Below are 15,718 nucleotides of genomic sequence, written 5' to 3' on the forward strand. Positions count from 1 at the left end.
TTCCTGGGACGCCATGACCCCTGCCGCCGTTCTCGTCGTCGACGACGATGTGTTCTTCCGCTCCTTTTGCTCCGACGTGCTTCGGCAGGAAGGGCTGCGCGTGCGCACGGCGTCCTCGGGGGGGGAGGCCCTGTCGGCGCTGGGCCAAGAGCTCGTGGACCTGGTTCTCGCCGACATCTACATGCCCGAGATGACCGGGCTCGAGCTGCTCCAGGAGATCAAGGCCCGCCACCCCGCGGTGGACGTCGTCATCATGACCGGGTACGCGTCGATCGACACCGCCGTGCGGGCTTTGAAGCACGGGGCCGCCGACTACCTGCGAAAGCCCTTCGCCGCCGAGGAACTGGCGGCCGTGGTGCGCGCCACCCTGGAGCAGCGCCAGTTGGTGCGGGAGCACTCCCGGCTCAAGCGCCAGCTGGAGCTCTACGAACTCGCCCGGGCGTTTCAGGGGCTGGACGATCCGGATCGGGTGACCGCCCTGGGGCTGGAGGCCCTGTCCGGTGCGACCCGCAGCGATCTGGGGCTCGTCCTGCGGCCCACCGACCCGGCCGGGCCGCTAGCGGTGGCGGGTCGTCACGGGCTCGACGCCGACGAGGCCGAGGCCCTGCGGGACGCCCTGGTGATGAAGGCGGAGCGGTATCTGCGCGGGCTCGAGGTGCCGCGGATCCTGGGGCGGGCCCGGCTCCTTCGGATCCTGGCGGACCGGTCCCGGGCGCCCGAGGTGCGGGAGCTCCTGTTCCTTCCCCTGCGTCCCCGGGCCGGGTTCGATGGCGTGGTCGTTCTCGGCCGGTCGGGCCGGGGCGAGCGGTTTACCCCGGACGATGCGGCCAACGCCCACTTCCTGGTCCAGCAGATGGAACTCGCGCTGGAAGCGGCCGAGCGGTTCCAGGAGGCCCGGAAGCTGGCCTTCGTGGACCCCCTGACCGACCTCTACAACGCCCGGTACCTGGAACGGGCGATCGACGAGGCGATCCGGGAGACGGAGCGTTCGGGCACCCCGTTTAGCCTGCTCTTCCTGGACCTCGACCGGTTCAAGGAGATCAACGACGTCCACGGCCACCTGACCGGAGGCAAGGTGCTCATCGAGGTGAGCCGGCTCCTCCAGGCCAACGTGCGCGAGAACGACGTCCTGGTCCGGTACGGGGGCGACGAGTTCGTGGTGGTGCTCCCGGGCACAGACACCCAGGCCGCAGTGGAGGTGGCCGAGCGGGTCCGCCAGGCCGTGCGCAACCACCGGTTCCTGGGACGGGAGGGCCGCGACATCCGGCTCACGGCCTCGGTGGGGGTGGCCACCTACCCCGACGACGCCGGCTCCCGGGAGGAACTCGTGGACAAGGCCGATCGGGCCATGTACCGAAACAAGGAGGCCTCGCGCGACGCCGTGTACGAGGCCCGTCTCCTCTGACGGACATTCCCCACATGGAGATCAAGAAGCTCAAGGGATTCCGGGATGTGCTCCCGGACGAGGCCCCCCTGTGGCAGCACATGGAGGCCGTGGCCCGGCGGGTGCTCGAGGCGTTCGGGTACCGGGAGGTGCGGCTCCCCCTCCTCGAGGACACGGCGCTCTTTCGCCGGTCGATCGGCGAGGCGACCGATATCGTCGAGAAGGAGATGTACACCTTCGTCGACACCGGCGGAAACTCGGTGACGCTGCGGCCCGAGGGCACCGCCTCGGCCGTGCGGGCGTACCTGGAAAACGGGCTGCACCGCTCGGCCCCCCGGGCCCGGTGGTACTACATGGGCCCCATGTTCCGGCGGGAACGACCCCAGAAGGGGCGGCTCCGGCAGTTCCACCAGATCGGGGTCGAATGCTTCGGCTGGGCCGAGCCCGAGGCCGACGCCGAGGTGCTGGCCGTGCTCTGGGACCTGTTTGGCGCCTTCGGCCTGACCGAGCGGCTCCGGCTGGAGGTGAACACCCTGGGGTGCCCGATCGACCGCCGGGCGTACGTGGAGAGGCTGCGGGAGCACCTCCGGGGCCTTCGGGACGAGCTCTGCCCCGACTGCCAGCGCCGGGTCGACACGAATCCCCTTCGGGTTTTGGACTGCAAGCGGGAGCGGTGCCGCGAACGCACCGCCGAGGCCCCGCTCATCCCCGACGCCGTGTGCCCCGACTGCGCGGCCCATTTCGGGCGGGTCCGGGAGATCCTGGAACGGGGCGGAATCCCCTTTGCCGTGAACCCCCGCATGGTCCGGGGCCTCGACTACTACAACCGCACGACTTTTGAGCTCCTGGCCGAAGGCCTGGGCGCCCAGAACGCCGTGGCGGCCGGCGGCCGGTACGACGGGCTGTCGGAAGCCCTGGGCGGCCCGCCGGTGCCGGCCTTGGGGTTTGCCGCCGGGATGGAGCGGCTCGCCCTTCTCCTTGACCCGAGCAGGGTGCCGGTCACCCGGCCGGTGGGGTACTGGGTGGTGCGGGGGCCGGAGGCGGCCGACCGGGCCCTGGCGCTTCGGCGGAGCCTGGCCGCCCGGGGCCTGGGTACCGAGATCGATCTCGCCCCCCGGAGCTTCAAGGCCCAGATGCGGGCGGCCGACCGGAGCGGGGCCCGGGTGGCCCTGATCCTGGCCGAGGACGAGCTCGCGGCCGGCACGGTGACCGTGAAGGATCTGGCCACGGGCGAGCAGGAACCGGTGGAGGCGGCCGCCCTGGAGGCGTACCTCGCCGATCGCGCGACGACGACTCCCCAAGGAGAGGAGCCATGACCCGCATCCCGAAGGACGCCCTGATCGCTTTGGCCGCCGTGGCCCTGGGCCTCGGCGCGGCCGGGATCACCGCGGCCGGCACCTGCATCGACGGCGGGTGCCACGCCGAGATCATGAAGCCCCAGTTCCTCCACGGCCCCGTGGCGGCCGAACAGGCCGGGGTCGACGGCTGCGTGTCGTGCCACGTGCCGGTGGGCCAGCCGTGCACGGCGTCCAAGGCCGGGAAGTATAAGTTCAAGACGAAGCCGGCGCGGCTGTGCCTCTTGTGCCACGAGCGGGGCACGGGCACCCAGCACACCCGGGCCGGGGGGAAATGCCTCTCCTGCCACGACCCCCACGGCAGCGAGGAAAGCTACAAGCTGATGCGGGCGGGGTAGCCGGGGGCTTTTCTCCCTGATTTCCAACGAATCCCGAACGGAGCGGACGAGCGTGATCGAACCGATGGGAACCTGGCGCCGCACCCACCCGTGCGGCGAGATCCGGCCGGAGCACGTCGGCCAGACCGTGACCCTGATGGGTTGGGTGCATCGCCGCCGGGACCACGGCGGCCTGATTTTTGTGGACCTGCGGGACCGCTCGGGGCTCGTGCAGGCGGTGTTCTACCCCGACGTGTCCCCCGGGGCCCACGAGCAGGCGCACCGCCTGCGCAGCGAGTACGTGATCGCGGTGCGGGGCGAGGTGGCGCCCCGGCCCGAGGGCACCGAGAATCCGGATCTCCCCACGGGGCAGGTGGAGGTGAAGGTTCAGGAACTCAAGATCCTGAACCGGTCCCAGACCCCGGTGTTCCCGGTGGACGAGGAGGCCGAGGTGGGGGAGGACCTGCGGCTCAAGTACCGCTACTTCGATCTCCGGCGGCCGGCCCTCCAGAAGAACCTGGCCCTGCGGCACCGGGCCGCCGCCAGCGTGCGGCGGTTCCTGGACGAGCACGGGTTCTGGGAGGTGGAAACCCCGGTCCTGACCCGGTCGACCCCGGAGGGGGCCCGGGACTTCCTGGTGCCGAGCCGGCTCGCCCCGGGCAAGTTCTACGCCCTGCCCCAGAGCCCCCAGCTCTTCAAGCAGATGCTCATGGTGGCCGGGGTGGAGCGCTACTTCCAGATCGTCAAATGCTTTCGCGACGAGGATCTCCGGGCCGACCGCCAGCCCGAGTTCACCCAGATCGACCTCGAGATGAGCTTCGTGGGGGCCGAGGATGTGCTGGATCTGATGGAGGCGATGGTCTGCCGGCTGTGGAAGGACACCCTCGGCGTGGACCTGCCGCGGCCGTTCCCCCGCATGCCCTACGCCGAGGCCCTGGCGCGGTACGGCACCGACGCCCCTGACCTGCGGTACGGCCTGGAGCTCGCCGACGTGAGCGCCTCGGTGGCGGGGTGCGAGTTCAAGGTGTTTGCCCAGGCCGTGGCCAAGGGCGGTGTGGTCAAGGTGCTGAACGCCAAGGGCGCCGGCGAGGCGCTTTCCCGCAAGGAGATCGACGACCTGGCCGGGTTCGTGGCCCCGTTCGGGGCCAAGGGACTCGCCTGGATCCGCGTGCAACCCGACGGCACCTGGCAGTCGCCCATCGCGAAGTTCCTGGGCGACAACGCCCGCGAAGGCATCCGGGCGGCGGCGGAGCCGGAGCCCGGCGACATCTTGTTCTTCGTGGCCGACACCGAGAAGGTCGCGAACCTCGCGCTCTCGAAGCTCCGGGTGCATCTGGCCGAGCGCTTGGGGCTCATCCCCGAGGGGCGGTGGGCGTTTTGCTGGGTCACGGACTTCCCGCTCCTCGAATGGGACCCCGACGAGAAGCGCTACGTGGCGCTCCATCACCCGTTCACGAGCCCGGTGCCCGAGGACGTGGAGAAGCTCGGCGACCGGCCCCTGGAGGTCCGGGCCCAGGCCTACGACCTGGTGCTCAACGGCGTCGAGATCGGGGGGGGCTCGATCCGGATCCACGACGCGGAGACCCAGGAGAAGGTGTTCGACGCCCTGGGCATCGGCCCCGAGGAGGCCCGGGAGAAGTTCGGGTTTCTCCTGGACGCCCTCTCGTTCGGGGCGCCGCCCCATGGCGGCATCGCGTTCGGGTTCGACCGGATCCTGATGTTCCTGTGCGGCACCCCGAGCATCCGGGACGTGATCGCGTTCCCCAAAACCCAGCGGGGCACCTGCCTGCTGACCGAGGCGCCGGCCGAGGTGGACCCGGCCCAGCTGCGGGAGCTGCACATCCGGGTGCGCCGGCCCGAAACCCCGGCCCCTTGACCCCTTTCGGGCGGGCTGCTATTTTCGCGCGCGTCAATCGGGAACCCGAGAGGGAGACGCCATGAAACTTACGACCAAGAGCAGGTACGGGGTGCGGGCGATCTTCGACATCGCCTACCACGCCGGAGGGCTTCCGGCCCAGATCAAGGACATCTCGGAACGCCAGCAGATCAGCCCCCGGTACCTGGAGCAGATCTTCCAGAAGCTCAAGAAGGCCGGGATCCTGGGCAGTAAACGGGGGCCCCGGGGCGGGTACTTTCTGCTCAAGAAGCCCAGCGAGATCACCCTCTACGACATCGTCACCTGCACCGAGGGGCCGATCGAACTCGTGTTCTGCGTGAGCGACATCGACGAGGCCGACTGCGACGCCCCCACCTGCGACCGCAAGGACGTGTGCGTGGCGAGCCCCATGTGGAAGGAGATCGGGGACAAGATCGCCGACATCTTTCGCAACACCACGATCCAGGACCTTTGCCAGCGGGCCGAGGAGTTGGGGATCGAACGCCAGCTCGACGCTCGGTTCATGTACTACATCTGAGGCGCCGGCGCCCCCCGGCTGGGGCGCGCCCCGCCGCCCTCGTCCGCCCGCCCCGGTCCCTGCCGGGGCGGTGGCGTTTCGGTGGGAGGAGTTCGGATGCCCGTTCGCATCGCCATCCACGGGTTTGGCCGGATCGGCCGGAGCGCCTTCCGGGTGGCCTGGGGCCGGCCCGGGGTCGAGGTCGCGGCCGTGTCCGACCGGGCCGACCCGGCCGCGCTCGCGCATCTGCTCCGGTACGACTCGGTCCACGGCCGGTTCGGGGGCGAGGTGGCGGCGGAACCCGGGGTGCTCCGGGTGGACGGCCGGCAGGTGCCCTTCGTGCGGGCGGAGGACCCCGGGGCGTGCCCCTGGGCCGAGCTCGGGATCGATGTGGTCCTGGAGTGCACCGGCCAGAACACCCGGAGGGCCGCCGCCGAACGGCACCTGGGGGCCGGTGCCCGGTGGGTCGTGGTGTCGGCCCCGGCCGAGGGCGCAGACCTCACGGTGGTGCTGGGGGTGAACGACCACCTCCTGGATCCGGGCCAACACCGGGTGGTGAGCAACGCCTCGTGCACCACGAACTGCCTGGCGCCGATCCTGAAGGTGCTCCACGGGGCCTTCGGGGTGCGCCGGGGCCTCGTGACCACGGTGCACAGCTACACCAACGACCAGCGGCTCCTGGACACCCCCCATCCGGATCTGCGGCGGGCGCGCACCGCCGGGGTCTCGATCGTGCCCACGACCACCGGCGCGGCCCGGGCGGTGGGCCTTGTGCTCCCCGAGCTCGCCGACCGGCTCGACGGGGTGTCGGTGCGGGTGCCGACCCCCGACGTGTCCCTGGCCGACGTCACGGTGGCCCTGAAGCGGCCGGCCTCGGCCGGGGAGGTGAACGCCGCGCTCCGGGAGGCGGCCCAAGGGGCGCTCCGGGGCATCCTGTCCTACACCGAGGAGCCCCTGGTCTCGGCAGACTACGTCGGAAGCCCCTTCTCGGCCGTGGTGGACGGCCCCCAGACCCGGGTCGTGGGGGGCGATTTCGTGAAGCTCCAGGCCTGGTACGACAACGAGTGGGGCTACGCCAACCGGCTCGTGGACCTGGCCGAGCGCTTCGCCTTTCGGGTGGGGTAGGGGGACCTCGGCGGGATCCCCTGCGCTGCCGCCCTGGGGGGCGGGTCATCCCTTTTCCTGCCCCGCCGCCGCGCACGCTTTGCACAGCCCCCAGATCTCGACCCGGCGTCCTTCGACCACCCCCCAGGTCGATGCCGGAATCGGGGGCTCCAGTTCATCCGCCTCCGGCCATCGGAAGTCCAGGATGGTTTGGCATCGGCGACACACGAGGTGGTGGTGCGGGGTGGGATCCGGGTCGTAGCGCACCCCAGACCCTGTTGGATCGACCCGGGTGATGAGCCCGAGTTTCTCGAACAGGGACAGGGCGCGATAGACGGTGTCGAGAGACACCGTCGGTAGTTTCGTTCGGGCGCGCCGAAATACGGCCTCCACCGTCGGGTGGCTCGGGTCTGATACCACGGCGCGGTAGAGCTCGATGCGCTGATGGGTCAGACGGAGCCCGTGGCGCTGAAAGGCTTCCCGCAAGCGCTCCAGTTCGGGATCGACAGACGATGTGCGGGCGGTCATTGGAGGGCCTCCGTGCAAGGGGTACCCGAGGTGGCCTGGGCGTGCGCGGAAAAAGCGGGGAGCCCGGGCGGGGGAACGCCCGGGCTCCCCGCGGCCCTAGGGGTTGGCGGGCGCAGCCCGGGCGTCCTTGGGGAGGTCGAACCGGTCGAGGTGCATGACTTTGTACCACGCGGCCACGAAGTCGCGCACAAACTCCTCCAATCCGTCAGCGCTCGCGTACGCCTCTGCCACCGCCCGCAGTTCCTCGTGGTGGCCGAACACGAGATCCACCCGGGTGGCCGTCCATCTCCTCGCACCCGTGGCCCTGTCGTACCCGTGGAACAGGTACCGGTGCTCGTCGGCCGCCTTCCACTCGGTTCCCATGTCCAGCAGGTTCACGAAAAACTCGTTCGTGAGCGTGCCCGGGGTCTCGGTGAGCACCCCGTGCTTCCCGTAGCCGTACACGGCCCCGAGGGCCCGCAGCCCGCCCACAAGAGCGGTCATCTCGGGCACGGTGAGCGTGAGGAGTTGGGCCTTGTCCACCAGGCGATACTCGGGGGTGCTCAGCACGTCGGCCTCGTCGAAGGGTTCCCCGTCCTTCCAGTAGTTGCGGAAGCCGTCGGCCACGGGCTCCAGGGCGGAGTAGAAGGCGACGTCGGTCTGTTCCTGGGTCGCATCCACCCGCCCCGGCACGAAGGGCACGGAAATGTCCAGGCCGGCCTTCCTTGCCGCCGCCTCCAAGGCGGCGCAGCCCCCGAGCACGACCATGTCCGCCAGGGAAACCCTCTTGCCGCCGGTCTGCCGCTCGTTGAACCGCCTCTGGATCTCCTCGTAGACGGCGAGCACCTCGGCCAGGTCTTCCGGATGGTTGACCGGCCAGTCCTTCTGGGGGGCGAGCCGGATTCGGGCGCCGTTGGCCCCGCCGCGCCGGTCCGAGTCCCGGTAGGTGGAGGCCGAGGACCAGGCGGTGTAGACGAGCCGGGGAACGCTCAGGCCCGAGGCCAGGATCTCCTCCTTGAGCGCCCGGATGTCGGCCTCGTCGATCAGTTCGTACTCCCGGTCGGGGAGGGGATCCTGCCAGACGAACACCTCGGCCGGGACCTCCGGCCCCAGGTAGCAGGAACGGGGGCCCAGATCCCGGTGGATGAGCTTGAACCACGCCCGGGCGAAGGCCTGCTCGAACTCCCCGGGGTTTTCGAGGAACCGCCGGGCGATCTTCGCGTAGTCCGGGTCGAACCGCAGGGCCAGGTCGGCCGTGAGCATCATGGGCGGGTGTTTTTTGTTCGGGTCGTGGGCGTCGGGGATGATGGGCTTGGCGCCCTTGGCCACCCACTGCTTCTTCCCAGCTGGGCTTTCGGTCAACTCCCACTCGTTGTGAAAGAGCAAGTGGAGATACTGGATCCCGAACCGGGTGGGCGTCGGCGACCACGCGAGTTCGAACCCCGAGGTGAACGCGTCGGGCCCCTTCCCGGTCTTGTAGCCGAACCTCCACCCCAGGCCCTGCTCCTCTGGGGGGGACGAAGCGGGATCCGGGCCGAGGTGGGTGTCGGGGGCCGCGCCGTGACACTTGCCGAAGGCGTGGCCGCCAGCGATCAGCGCCACCGTTTCCTCGTCGTTCATCCCCATCCGGGCGAACGCAACCCGGATCTGTTTGGCCGATCCCACAGGATCGGGGTTTCCCTCTGGGCCTTCGGGGTTCACGTAGATCAGGCCCATCTCCGTGGCTGCGAAGGGCTTTTCCAGTCCGCCCCCCTTGAACCTCTTGTCCCCCGTGAGCATCTCCTCTTCCGGACCCCAGTCCGCCCCCTCGTCCGGCTCCCAAACGTCCTCCCTTCCCAGGGCGAACCCGATCACCTTCACGCCCATGGACTCTAGGGCCACGTTGCCTGCGAGCACGATCAGATCCGCCCACGACAGTTTGCGTCCGTACTTCTGCTTCACCGGCCAAAGCAGACGGATTGCCTTGTCGAGGCCGATGTTGTCGGGCCAGTCGATCCGGGGGGCGAAGCGGATCTCCCCGGTACGGGCGCCGCCGCGCCCGTCGTGAATCCGGTAGGACCCCGCGCTGTGCCAGGCGAGCCGGATGAACAGGGGGCCGTAATGCCCGAAATCGGCCGGCCACCACTCCTGGGGTGTGGTCATGAGAGTCCGGAGGTCCTCCTTGACAGCGGAGAGGTCCAGCCCGGCGCACTCCCTCGCGTAGTCGTAGGCCGGCCCGTAGGGGTTGGCGTTGGGGCAGTGCTGGCGGAGGATCTTGAGGTTCAGCCGGTTTGGCCACCAATCGGTGATCCACCGCTTCCTCGGTTTCTTCTCGTTCGGTGCCATGACGGATTCCTCCCTTTCACGGGTTCGCTGCCGTGGGCTGCTGCGCGGTGCGGCTTCGCCCGCTACCAGGCCGCCACGAAGAGTTCGAAGTGGTCCCGGGGGTGGGCGCACGAGGGGCACTCCTCCGGGGCTTCGGGTCCCTCGTGGAGATACCCGCAGTTGCGGCACTTCCAGACGACGGGTTCCTCCCGCCGGAACACGCGTCCCGCCTCCACGTTGGCCGCCAGGGCCCGGTACCGGGCCTCGTGGTGCTTCTCGGCCACGGCGATGGCCAGGAACACCTCCGCGATCTCGTCGAACCCCTCCTCCCGGGCCACCCGGGCAAACTCCGGGTACATCTGGGTGTGCTCGTAGTTCTCTCCGGCCGCCGCCGCGAGCAGGTTCTCCAGGGTGGACCCGATCACACCGGCCGGAAAGGACGCCTGCACCTCCGCCTCGCCCCCTTCCAGGAACTTGAAGAGCCGCTTCGCGTGCTCCTTCTCCTGGTCGGCCGTTTCCTGGAAGATCGCCGAGATCTGGACGAACCCTTCCTTTCGGGCCTTGCTCGCGAAGTAGGTGTACCGGTTTCGGGCCTGGGATTCCCCGCAGAAAGCGGTCAGGAGATTCTTCTCGGTCTGCGTTCCCTTGATCGATGCCATGACGGGTCTCCTTTCGGCCGCGTGCGCGGACCGGGTGAGGATTGGTGATGGTGGCAGGGTGCCACGGAGAAGGGAAATTGTCAAGAAAAATTCCTAACAAGGAAATAATCGCATCGACTGGGGTGTTGTCAGATCGCCGGTGATGCTACGGAAACCAGCGGCTGGGGGGCTGGTGGAGAGCCAGGTGTGGCTCCCCACGTTGCCGCGCCCCACCAGGATTGGGTTGCTTTGGAAGATCCGGAACTTCCGCTGCCGGCGCGCCGACCTGCCGAGCCGACAACGGCATGCGAAGGCGCGGCGATCGGGTGCCGCACTCGCACCTGGCCGGAACCAGTTCCCCACCCGCCGCCGGCAAGACTCTTGAAAGTAGAAAGTATTAGGACGTTGCCATGGATCTTCGGACCCCTGGCACGTCGGCAGCATGGACGACGGGGGTGGTTTGTCAAGGCGCACCGCCCCGGCGGAGGACTCCACGGGACAGAAATGGCGGTTGACAGGCAGGCGGCCGCCGTCGTATCGTCCGGGACACAATCAGCATGACGCCCGCCGGTGCCCCCCTGGGGCTGAAAAGGGAAGAGGGGTGCGATTCCCCCGCGGACCCGCCGCTGTGAGCGCTGACGAAGGGCCTTGATGCCACTGGCCGAAACGGCTGGGAAGGCGGCCCGGAGGACGACGCGCGAGCCAGAAGACCTGCCGGCAGACGGGCGACCCACGCGAACCTCCCCGGGCCTTTGGGAGGGTGGGACCGCAACCCGGCGCTTCGAAAACGGGAAGCCCGCACGCCATGGCGCGTGCGGGCTTTTTTCGTGGTGCCGGAACCGCCGTCTCGTCCCTCCCCGCTCCGGGGCCAACTCCCACAAGGAGGGACTCGATGAACACCGGAACCGTGCTCTACCTGGCCGACGTCTCCCGCATCGCCGCCGCCGACCCCGCCGAACTGCCCGGGGATCTGGGGCTGGACCCGGAGTGGACCGAGATCGCCGCCTCGGCCCCGGGGTGGCCCACGGTGCCAGACGCCCTGCTGCGCCTCGTGGAACGGGGGGCCGGGCAGGTAACGCTGCGCGTGGCGAGGCCGGGGCCCGGGGGAGGCGTGGAGCTCGGTTGTTTGTGCGAGAGGATTTTTGGTTGAGGCAACCCCTTTTCTCCAACAACGCCCGAAAGGAGGCCCCCATGTTCCGTCGCAGCCGTATCGCCCTCATCCTGTTCTTGGCGTTCGTGTGGGCCCTGCCCGAGTCGGCCCGGGCGGCCCAGATGATGACCCGCACCCTCAAGGACAAACCGGCCATCGTGATCGCGGCCTTCGGCACCAGCACCAAGGCCCAGGTCACCTACGACGCGTTTGAGCGGCAGCTTCGGGAGGCGCTCCCGGGATACGAGGTGCGCTGGGCCTTCACGTCGGAGGTGATCCGGGAACGGGTGAACGCCCGGTGGGCGAAGGAGGGCAGGCCCGAGCGCCTCAAAAGCCTCCAGCAGGCCCTGGCCGACCTGGAGGCCGCCGGGTACACCAAGGCCGTGGTGCAGCCCCTCCACGTCTTTCCCGGCGAGGAGTACGAGGAGGTCTTGCGGATCGTCGAGCGGTTCCCGGACCTGCACATCGAGACCGGCGAAGCCCTTCTCCAGCGCTGGGAGACGGTCCACGAGGTGCTCGAGATCCTTTCGGCCTCGTTCCTGCCGCCGGACGAGGGCTGCAACGTCTTGGCGGCCCACGGAAGCCCCCAGACCCACGTGGGGGCGAACATCGCCTACCTGGGCCTCGACCGGCTCCTGCGCCGCCGGTTCCCCAACGCCTTCGTCGGCACCGTGGAGGGCATCCTGGGCCCCGAGAACGGCCTCGAGCCGGCCAAGGCCTACCGGGTGAAACGGGCCCGGTTCGTGCCCCTCATGTACGTGGCCGGCGACCACGTCATGAACGACATCATGGGCGACGAGTTCGATTCCTGGAAAGAGCAGATGAAGGCGGCCGGGTTCACCGCCGACTGCCCCACCGTGGAACTCGGGGGGGAGCGCTACTACAAGGGGCTCGGGTTCTATCCCGAGATCAACGCGATCTTCATCCGGGAGATCGAGCGGGTCTTGCGCCGCCTGTGACCCAACCCGATCCAACGCTCCTTTCGTCCGGGGGAGGGCACCCCTCCCCCGTCCCTTTTTTCGGAACGGCGGCCCGGACAACGGGGCCGGAACAACGCGAATCTGCCCGCCGGTGCCCCCTTGGGGGCTGAAAAGGGAAGTGGGGTGCAATTCCCCCGCGGACCCGCCGCTGTGAGCGCTGACGAAGGGCCTCGATGCCACTGGCCGAACGGCCGGGAAGGCGGCCCGGAGGACGACGCGCGAGCCAGAAGACCTGCCGGCGCGGGCAACCCACGTGAACCTCCCCGGGCTTTCGGGAGGGTGGGCTCTGTGGTGCTTCAAAAACGGGAAGCCCGCACGCCGGCCATGGTGTGCGGGCCTTTTTCGTAGCCCGATCGGGGGCTCGGTTTCGAGGGGAGCCGATGGAACGCTGCACCCATCGACAACGTGTGGGGAGATCCGTCCGGGCCGTCGTGGGGCTGGCCCTGCTGCCGGCATTCTGCTCCCACCCCGCGCCCGCGGACGAGAGTCCCGTGCTCCAGGAGGTGGTGGTCTCTGCCGAGGTTCCGCCGCCGGAGCAACCACAGACCCCGGAACGCACGGCCGCGGTCACGGTGATCCCGGCCGAGCGCTTCCAGGAGAAGGCCACCTCGGTTCCCGAGGTCCTGGAGCAGTCGGTGGGCCTCACGATCCGCCGGTTCGGCGGCCTGGGCGCGTTCTCCACGGCATCGATCCGCGGGTCCACGGGCCAGCAGGTGGCCGTACTGCTGGACGGCGTGCCGCTGGCCGGCCCCGGCACCGGTCTGGTGAATCTCGGCGACCTTCCGTTGGGCGACGTGGAGCGGATCGAGGTGTACCGGGGCACCTCGCCCCTGCGGCTGCGTTCGCCCGCCATCGGGGGCGTCATCAACGTGGTGACCCGCAGGGCGAAGCCGGGCTGGACCGCCCGGGCCGACGCCACGTACGGATCGTTCGACACCCTGGACGCGCGGGGCGTGGTTTCGTGGAAGGGCGACCGGGTGGGGCTCCTGGCGTCGGGCAGCTACACCTCGTCCGACGGGGACTTCGAGTTCTTGGACGACAACGGCACCCGGGCCAACCCGGACGACGACGAGACCACCACCCGCCGCAACAACGCGTTCTACGCGCGAAACCTGCTGGCCAAGGTCTCCTGGGAACCTTCGCCCCTGCTTCGCCTCGAACTCTCCGACGACTACTTCGACAAGCGCGAGGGCGTGCCCGGGATCGGCTCAAACCAATCGGACACGGCGCGCCTTCGCACCTATCGCAACGTGCTGTCGGTGCGGGCCGTGCGGGATGCCTTCCTCTCCGAGAACCTGGGCGCGGAGCTGTTCCTGCACCGGGTCGACGAGACCACCGCCTTCCTGGACCCGCTGGGCGAGATCGGGGTGGGGCGTCAGGACAATGTGAACGAGACCGTGGCCTGGGGCGGGGAGGGGATCCTCACCTGGTACTGGGGCGAGGCCCAGGTGCTGTCCTTTCTAGGGGCCTACCGAAACGAGCGGGCCGAGTCCCGGGACGAACTCACCGAGCCGTCCCAGGGCGACACCCAGGAGCGCACCACCTACCAGGCCGGGGTCGAGGACGAGGTGTATCTCCTGGACGACCGCCTCGTGCTGGTGCCCCAGGTGCTCTACACCTTTCTCGACCACGAGTTCGGCGGCCGGTCGCCGTTCTCCTGGAAGGAACTCCCCTCCCCGGACGACCGGGGGTACTGGACCTACCGGGTGGGGCTCTCCTCCCAACCCCGCCCCTGGATCAAGGTTCGGGCCAACGTGGCCCGGGCCTACCGGTTCCCCACCTTGACCGAGCTGTTCGGGGATCGGGGCACCGTGATCGGCAACCCCGAGTTGGTGCCCGAGCGCGGGGTCAACTGGGACGTGGGGGTTTCGCTGGATCCGGTTTGGCCCGGCGGCCGGGTGCATCTAGAGGCCGCCTATTTCCAGAGCCGCACCGACGACCTGATCCTGTTCGAACAGACCTCCCAGCGCACCGTGCGGGCCACCAACGTGTCAAGCGCCTGGGTGTGGGGCGTGGAAACCGCCTGGAGCCTCGAGGTGGCCAATCGCCTGGCGGTGAGCGGGAACTACACCTTCCAGCACACCGAGAACACCAGCGATATCCCCTACTACCGGGGCAACCAGCTCCCGGGCCGGCCCGAGCACGAGTTGTTCAACCGGCTCGAACTGCTCCTACCCCTCGGGCTGAAAGCGTTCCACGAGTTCTCGTGGACCTCCGGCAACTACCTGGACGCGGCCAATTTCGAGAGGGCGGATATCCGCCGCATCCACAACCTGGGTCTGTCGGCGCGACCCACTGGCACCCTGACCGTCACGTTTGAGGCAAAGAATCTCACCGACGAGCAGGTGTCGGACGCCCTCGGGTTCCCGTTGCCCGGCCGCAGCTACTACGTGACGGTCTCAGCCCAGCTCTGACCCCGTCCGCCCAAAAAGGAGGAGAGACCATGTGGCACACTATCCAACGCTCTGCGATGTTCCTGGCCGCGGCCTGCCTGCTGCTGGCCGGCTGCGGGGGAAGTTCCGGCGGGTCGGACACCGCGGCCCCGGCCCTGCCCGGCTCGGTGTTCGTGACCACCACCGACTTCACCACCGGGGGGTACGCCACGATTGATCTGGACACCTTGGAAGTTCAGGCGTTCGAGGGAAACGGCATCGTGGAGAGCGACAACGCCGTGGCAAGTCACGGCGGAAAGATTTACGTGATCAATCGGATGGGGTTCGACAACGTCACGGTGCTGGACCCCTCGGATCTGACCGTTCCGGTTGCCCAGTACAGCACCGGCAACGGCACGAACCCCCACGCCATGGCGTTTGCGAGCGACGCCAAGGCCTTCGTGAGCCTGTACGGCGCCGACCACCTCCTGATCGTGAACCCGGCCACCGGCGAGGAGGTCGGCCGGGTGGACCTGAGCGGGTTTGCCGACGACGACGGTCTTCCGGAGGCCTCGGCCATGGCCGTCGTGGGCGGGAAGCTGTTTGTGGCCCTCCAAAGGCTGGACCGCGACAGCTGGTTCGCGCCCACCGACGCCTCGTACCTGGTGGTGATCGACACGGCGACGGACCAAATCGTCGACGTGGACCCCTCCACGCCCGGTACGGCAGACCCGATCGTGCTCACCGGCACGAACCCGCAGTTCATGGTCTACGACGAGACCCTTGGCAAGATCGTCGTCTCGGAGACGGGAAGCTACGGGGCCCAGGACGGGGGTCTGGAGGCGGTGGACCCGAACACGTACGCGGCCGAAGGCTTCCTTGTGACCGAGGCGGACCTGGGGGGCGACGTGGGAGCCCTCGCCGTGGTGGACGGCTCCAAGGCCTACGTGGTGGTCACCGACTCGTCGTGGGCCAACGACGTGGCCGTGGTGGAGAGGATTGGGATTGGCGGAGCATGGGAGAAACAGGGGACGTTGGGTTTGCCCGGCGCCTTCATCCCGAACCTCGCCCTGGACGGCCGGGGGCGGCTCCTGGTGCCCGACCGGGACACCACCCGCCCGGGCGTTCGCGTCTATGACACCGCCACCGACCAGGAGGTGGAGGGGAGCCCGGTGGACGTGGGCCTGCCGCCCAACGCCATCGCCGTGTTCTGA

Annotated in this window: 13 protein-coding genes and 2 riboswitches; of the genes, 10 read left to right on the forward strand and 3 right to left on the reverse strand. The window is 69.2% G+C overall.

Translation table 11 applies throughout. The features are described 5' to 3' along the window. Nucleotides 1-13 precede the first annotated feature (13 nt). From ACYQ8L_RS02045 to gap, 6 genes are all read left to right on the forward strand, one after another. Complete coding sequence (locus ACYQ8L_RS02045; protein WP_459940096.1) at nucleotides 14-1,405, forward strand: diguanylate cyclase; 1,392 nt, start codon at nucleotides 14-16, stop codon at nucleotides 1,403-1,405. A gap of 14 nt (nucleotides 1,406-1,419) precedes the next feature. Beyond that, on the forward strand, nucleotides 1,420-2,700 hold the full coding sequence (gene hisS, locus ACYQ8L_RS02050; RefSeq protein WP_459940097.1) for a histidine--tRNA ligase: 1,281 nt from the start codon (nucleotides 1,420-1,422) through the stop codon (nucleotides 2,698-2,700). Further along, complete coding sequence (locus ACYQ8L_RS02055) at nucleotides 2,697-3,077, forward strand: cytochrome c3 family protein (protein WP_459940098.1); 381 nt, start codon at nucleotides 2,697-2,699, stop codon at nucleotides 3,075-3,077. Before hisS ends, ACYQ8L_RS02055 begins: the two co-directional genes overlap by 4 nt. A gap of 52 nt (nucleotides 3,078-3,129) precedes the next feature. Continuing rightward, the gene (aspS, locus tag ACYQ8L_RS02060) at nucleotides 3,130-4,932 is read left to right on the forward strand and encodes an aspartate--tRNA ligase (protein WP_459940099.1); all 1,803 of its coding nucleotides are present in this window, start codon (nucleotides 3,130-3,132) and stop codon (nucleotides 4,930-4,932) included. Between the two features lie 61 nt (nucleotides 4,933-4,993). Then, nucleotides 4,994-5,470: an RrF2 family transcriptional regulator gene (locus tag ACYQ8L_RS02065; protein ID WP_459940100.1), complete on the forward strand. Its 477-nt coding sequence runs from the start codon at nucleotides 4,994-4,996 to the stop codon at nucleotides 5,468-5,470. A gap of 96 nt (nucleotides 5,471-5,566) precedes the next feature. Then, nucleotides 5,567-6,574: a type I glyceraldehyde-3-phosphate dehydrogenase gene (gap, locus tag ACYQ8L_RS02070; protein ID WP_459940101.1), complete on the forward strand. Its 1,008-nt coding sequence runs from the start codon at nucleotides 5,567-5,569 to the stop codon at nucleotides 6,572-6,574. Nucleotides 6,575-6,619: 45 nt separating this feature from the next. Here gap and ACYQ8L_RS02075 read toward each other — a convergent pair whose 3' ends face one another. The 3 genes from ACYQ8L_RS02075 to rbr form a co-directional block, all read right to left on the reverse strand. Further along, nucleotides 6,620-7,081: a Fur family transcriptional regulator gene (locus ACYQ8L_RS02075; RefSeq protein WP_459940102.1), complete on the reverse strand. Its 462-nt coding sequence runs from the start codon at nucleotides 7,079-7,081 to the stop codon at nucleotides 6,620-6,622. 96 nt (nucleotides 7,082-7,177) lie between these two features. Then, nucleotides 7,178-9,385: a catalase/peroxidase HPI gene (katG, locus tag ACYQ8L_RS02080; protein WP_459940103.1), complete on the reverse strand. Its 2,208-nt coding sequence runs from the start codon at nucleotides 9,383-9,385 to the stop codon at nucleotides 7,178-7,180. 62 nt (nucleotides 9,386-9,447) lie between these two features. Beyond that, nucleotides 9,448-10,023, reverse strand: a complete 576-nt coding sequence (gene rbr, locus ACYQ8L_RS02085; RefSeq protein WP_459940104.1) for a rubrerythrin — start codon at nucleotides 10,021-10,023, stop codon at nucleotides 9,448-9,450. Between the two features lie 530 nt (nucleotides 10,024-10,553). Then, nucleotides 10,554-10,735, forward strand: a riboswitch (cobalamin riboswitch). Between the two features lie 159 nt (nucleotides 10,736-10,894). Between rbr and ACYQ8L_RS02090 the strand changes: the two genes are divergently transcribed. From ACYQ8L_RS02090 to ACYQ8L_RS02105, 4 genes are all read left to right on the forward strand, one after another. Next, on the forward strand, nucleotides 10,895-11,152 hold the full coding sequence (locus ACYQ8L_RS02090) for a hypothetical protein (protein WP_459940105.1): 258 nt from the start codon (nucleotides 10,895-10,897) through the stop codon (nucleotides 11,150-11,152). A 41-nt stretch (nucleotides 11,153-11,193) separates the two neighbouring features. After that, nucleotides 11,194-12,111 carry a sirohydrochlorin cobaltochelatase gene (locus ACYQ8L_RS02095; RefSeq protein WP_459940106.1) on the forward strand — a complete coding sequence of 306 codons (918 nt, stop codon included), beginning with the start codon at nucleotides 11,194-11,196 and terminating at the stop codon, nucleotides 12,109-12,111. A 93-nt stretch (nucleotides 12,112-12,204) separates the two neighbouring features. After that, nucleotides 12,205-12,386: riboswitch (cobalamin riboswitch) on the forward strand. 126 nt (nucleotides 12,387-12,512) lie between these two features. Continuing rightward, on the forward strand, nucleotides 12,513-14,546 hold the full coding sequence (locus ACYQ8L_RS02100; RefSeq protein WP_459940107.1) for a TonB-dependent receptor plug domain-containing protein: 2,034 nt from the start codon (nucleotides 12,513-12,515) through the stop codon (nucleotides 14,544-14,546). 29 nt (nucleotides 14,547-14,575) lie between these two features. Next, entirely contained in the window at nucleotides 14,576-15,718 is a 1,143-nt protein-coding gene (locus ACYQ8L_RS02105; protein WP_459940108.1) for a YncE family protein, read from the forward strand.

This window comes from Deferrisoma palaeochoriense (assembly GCF_054656955.1).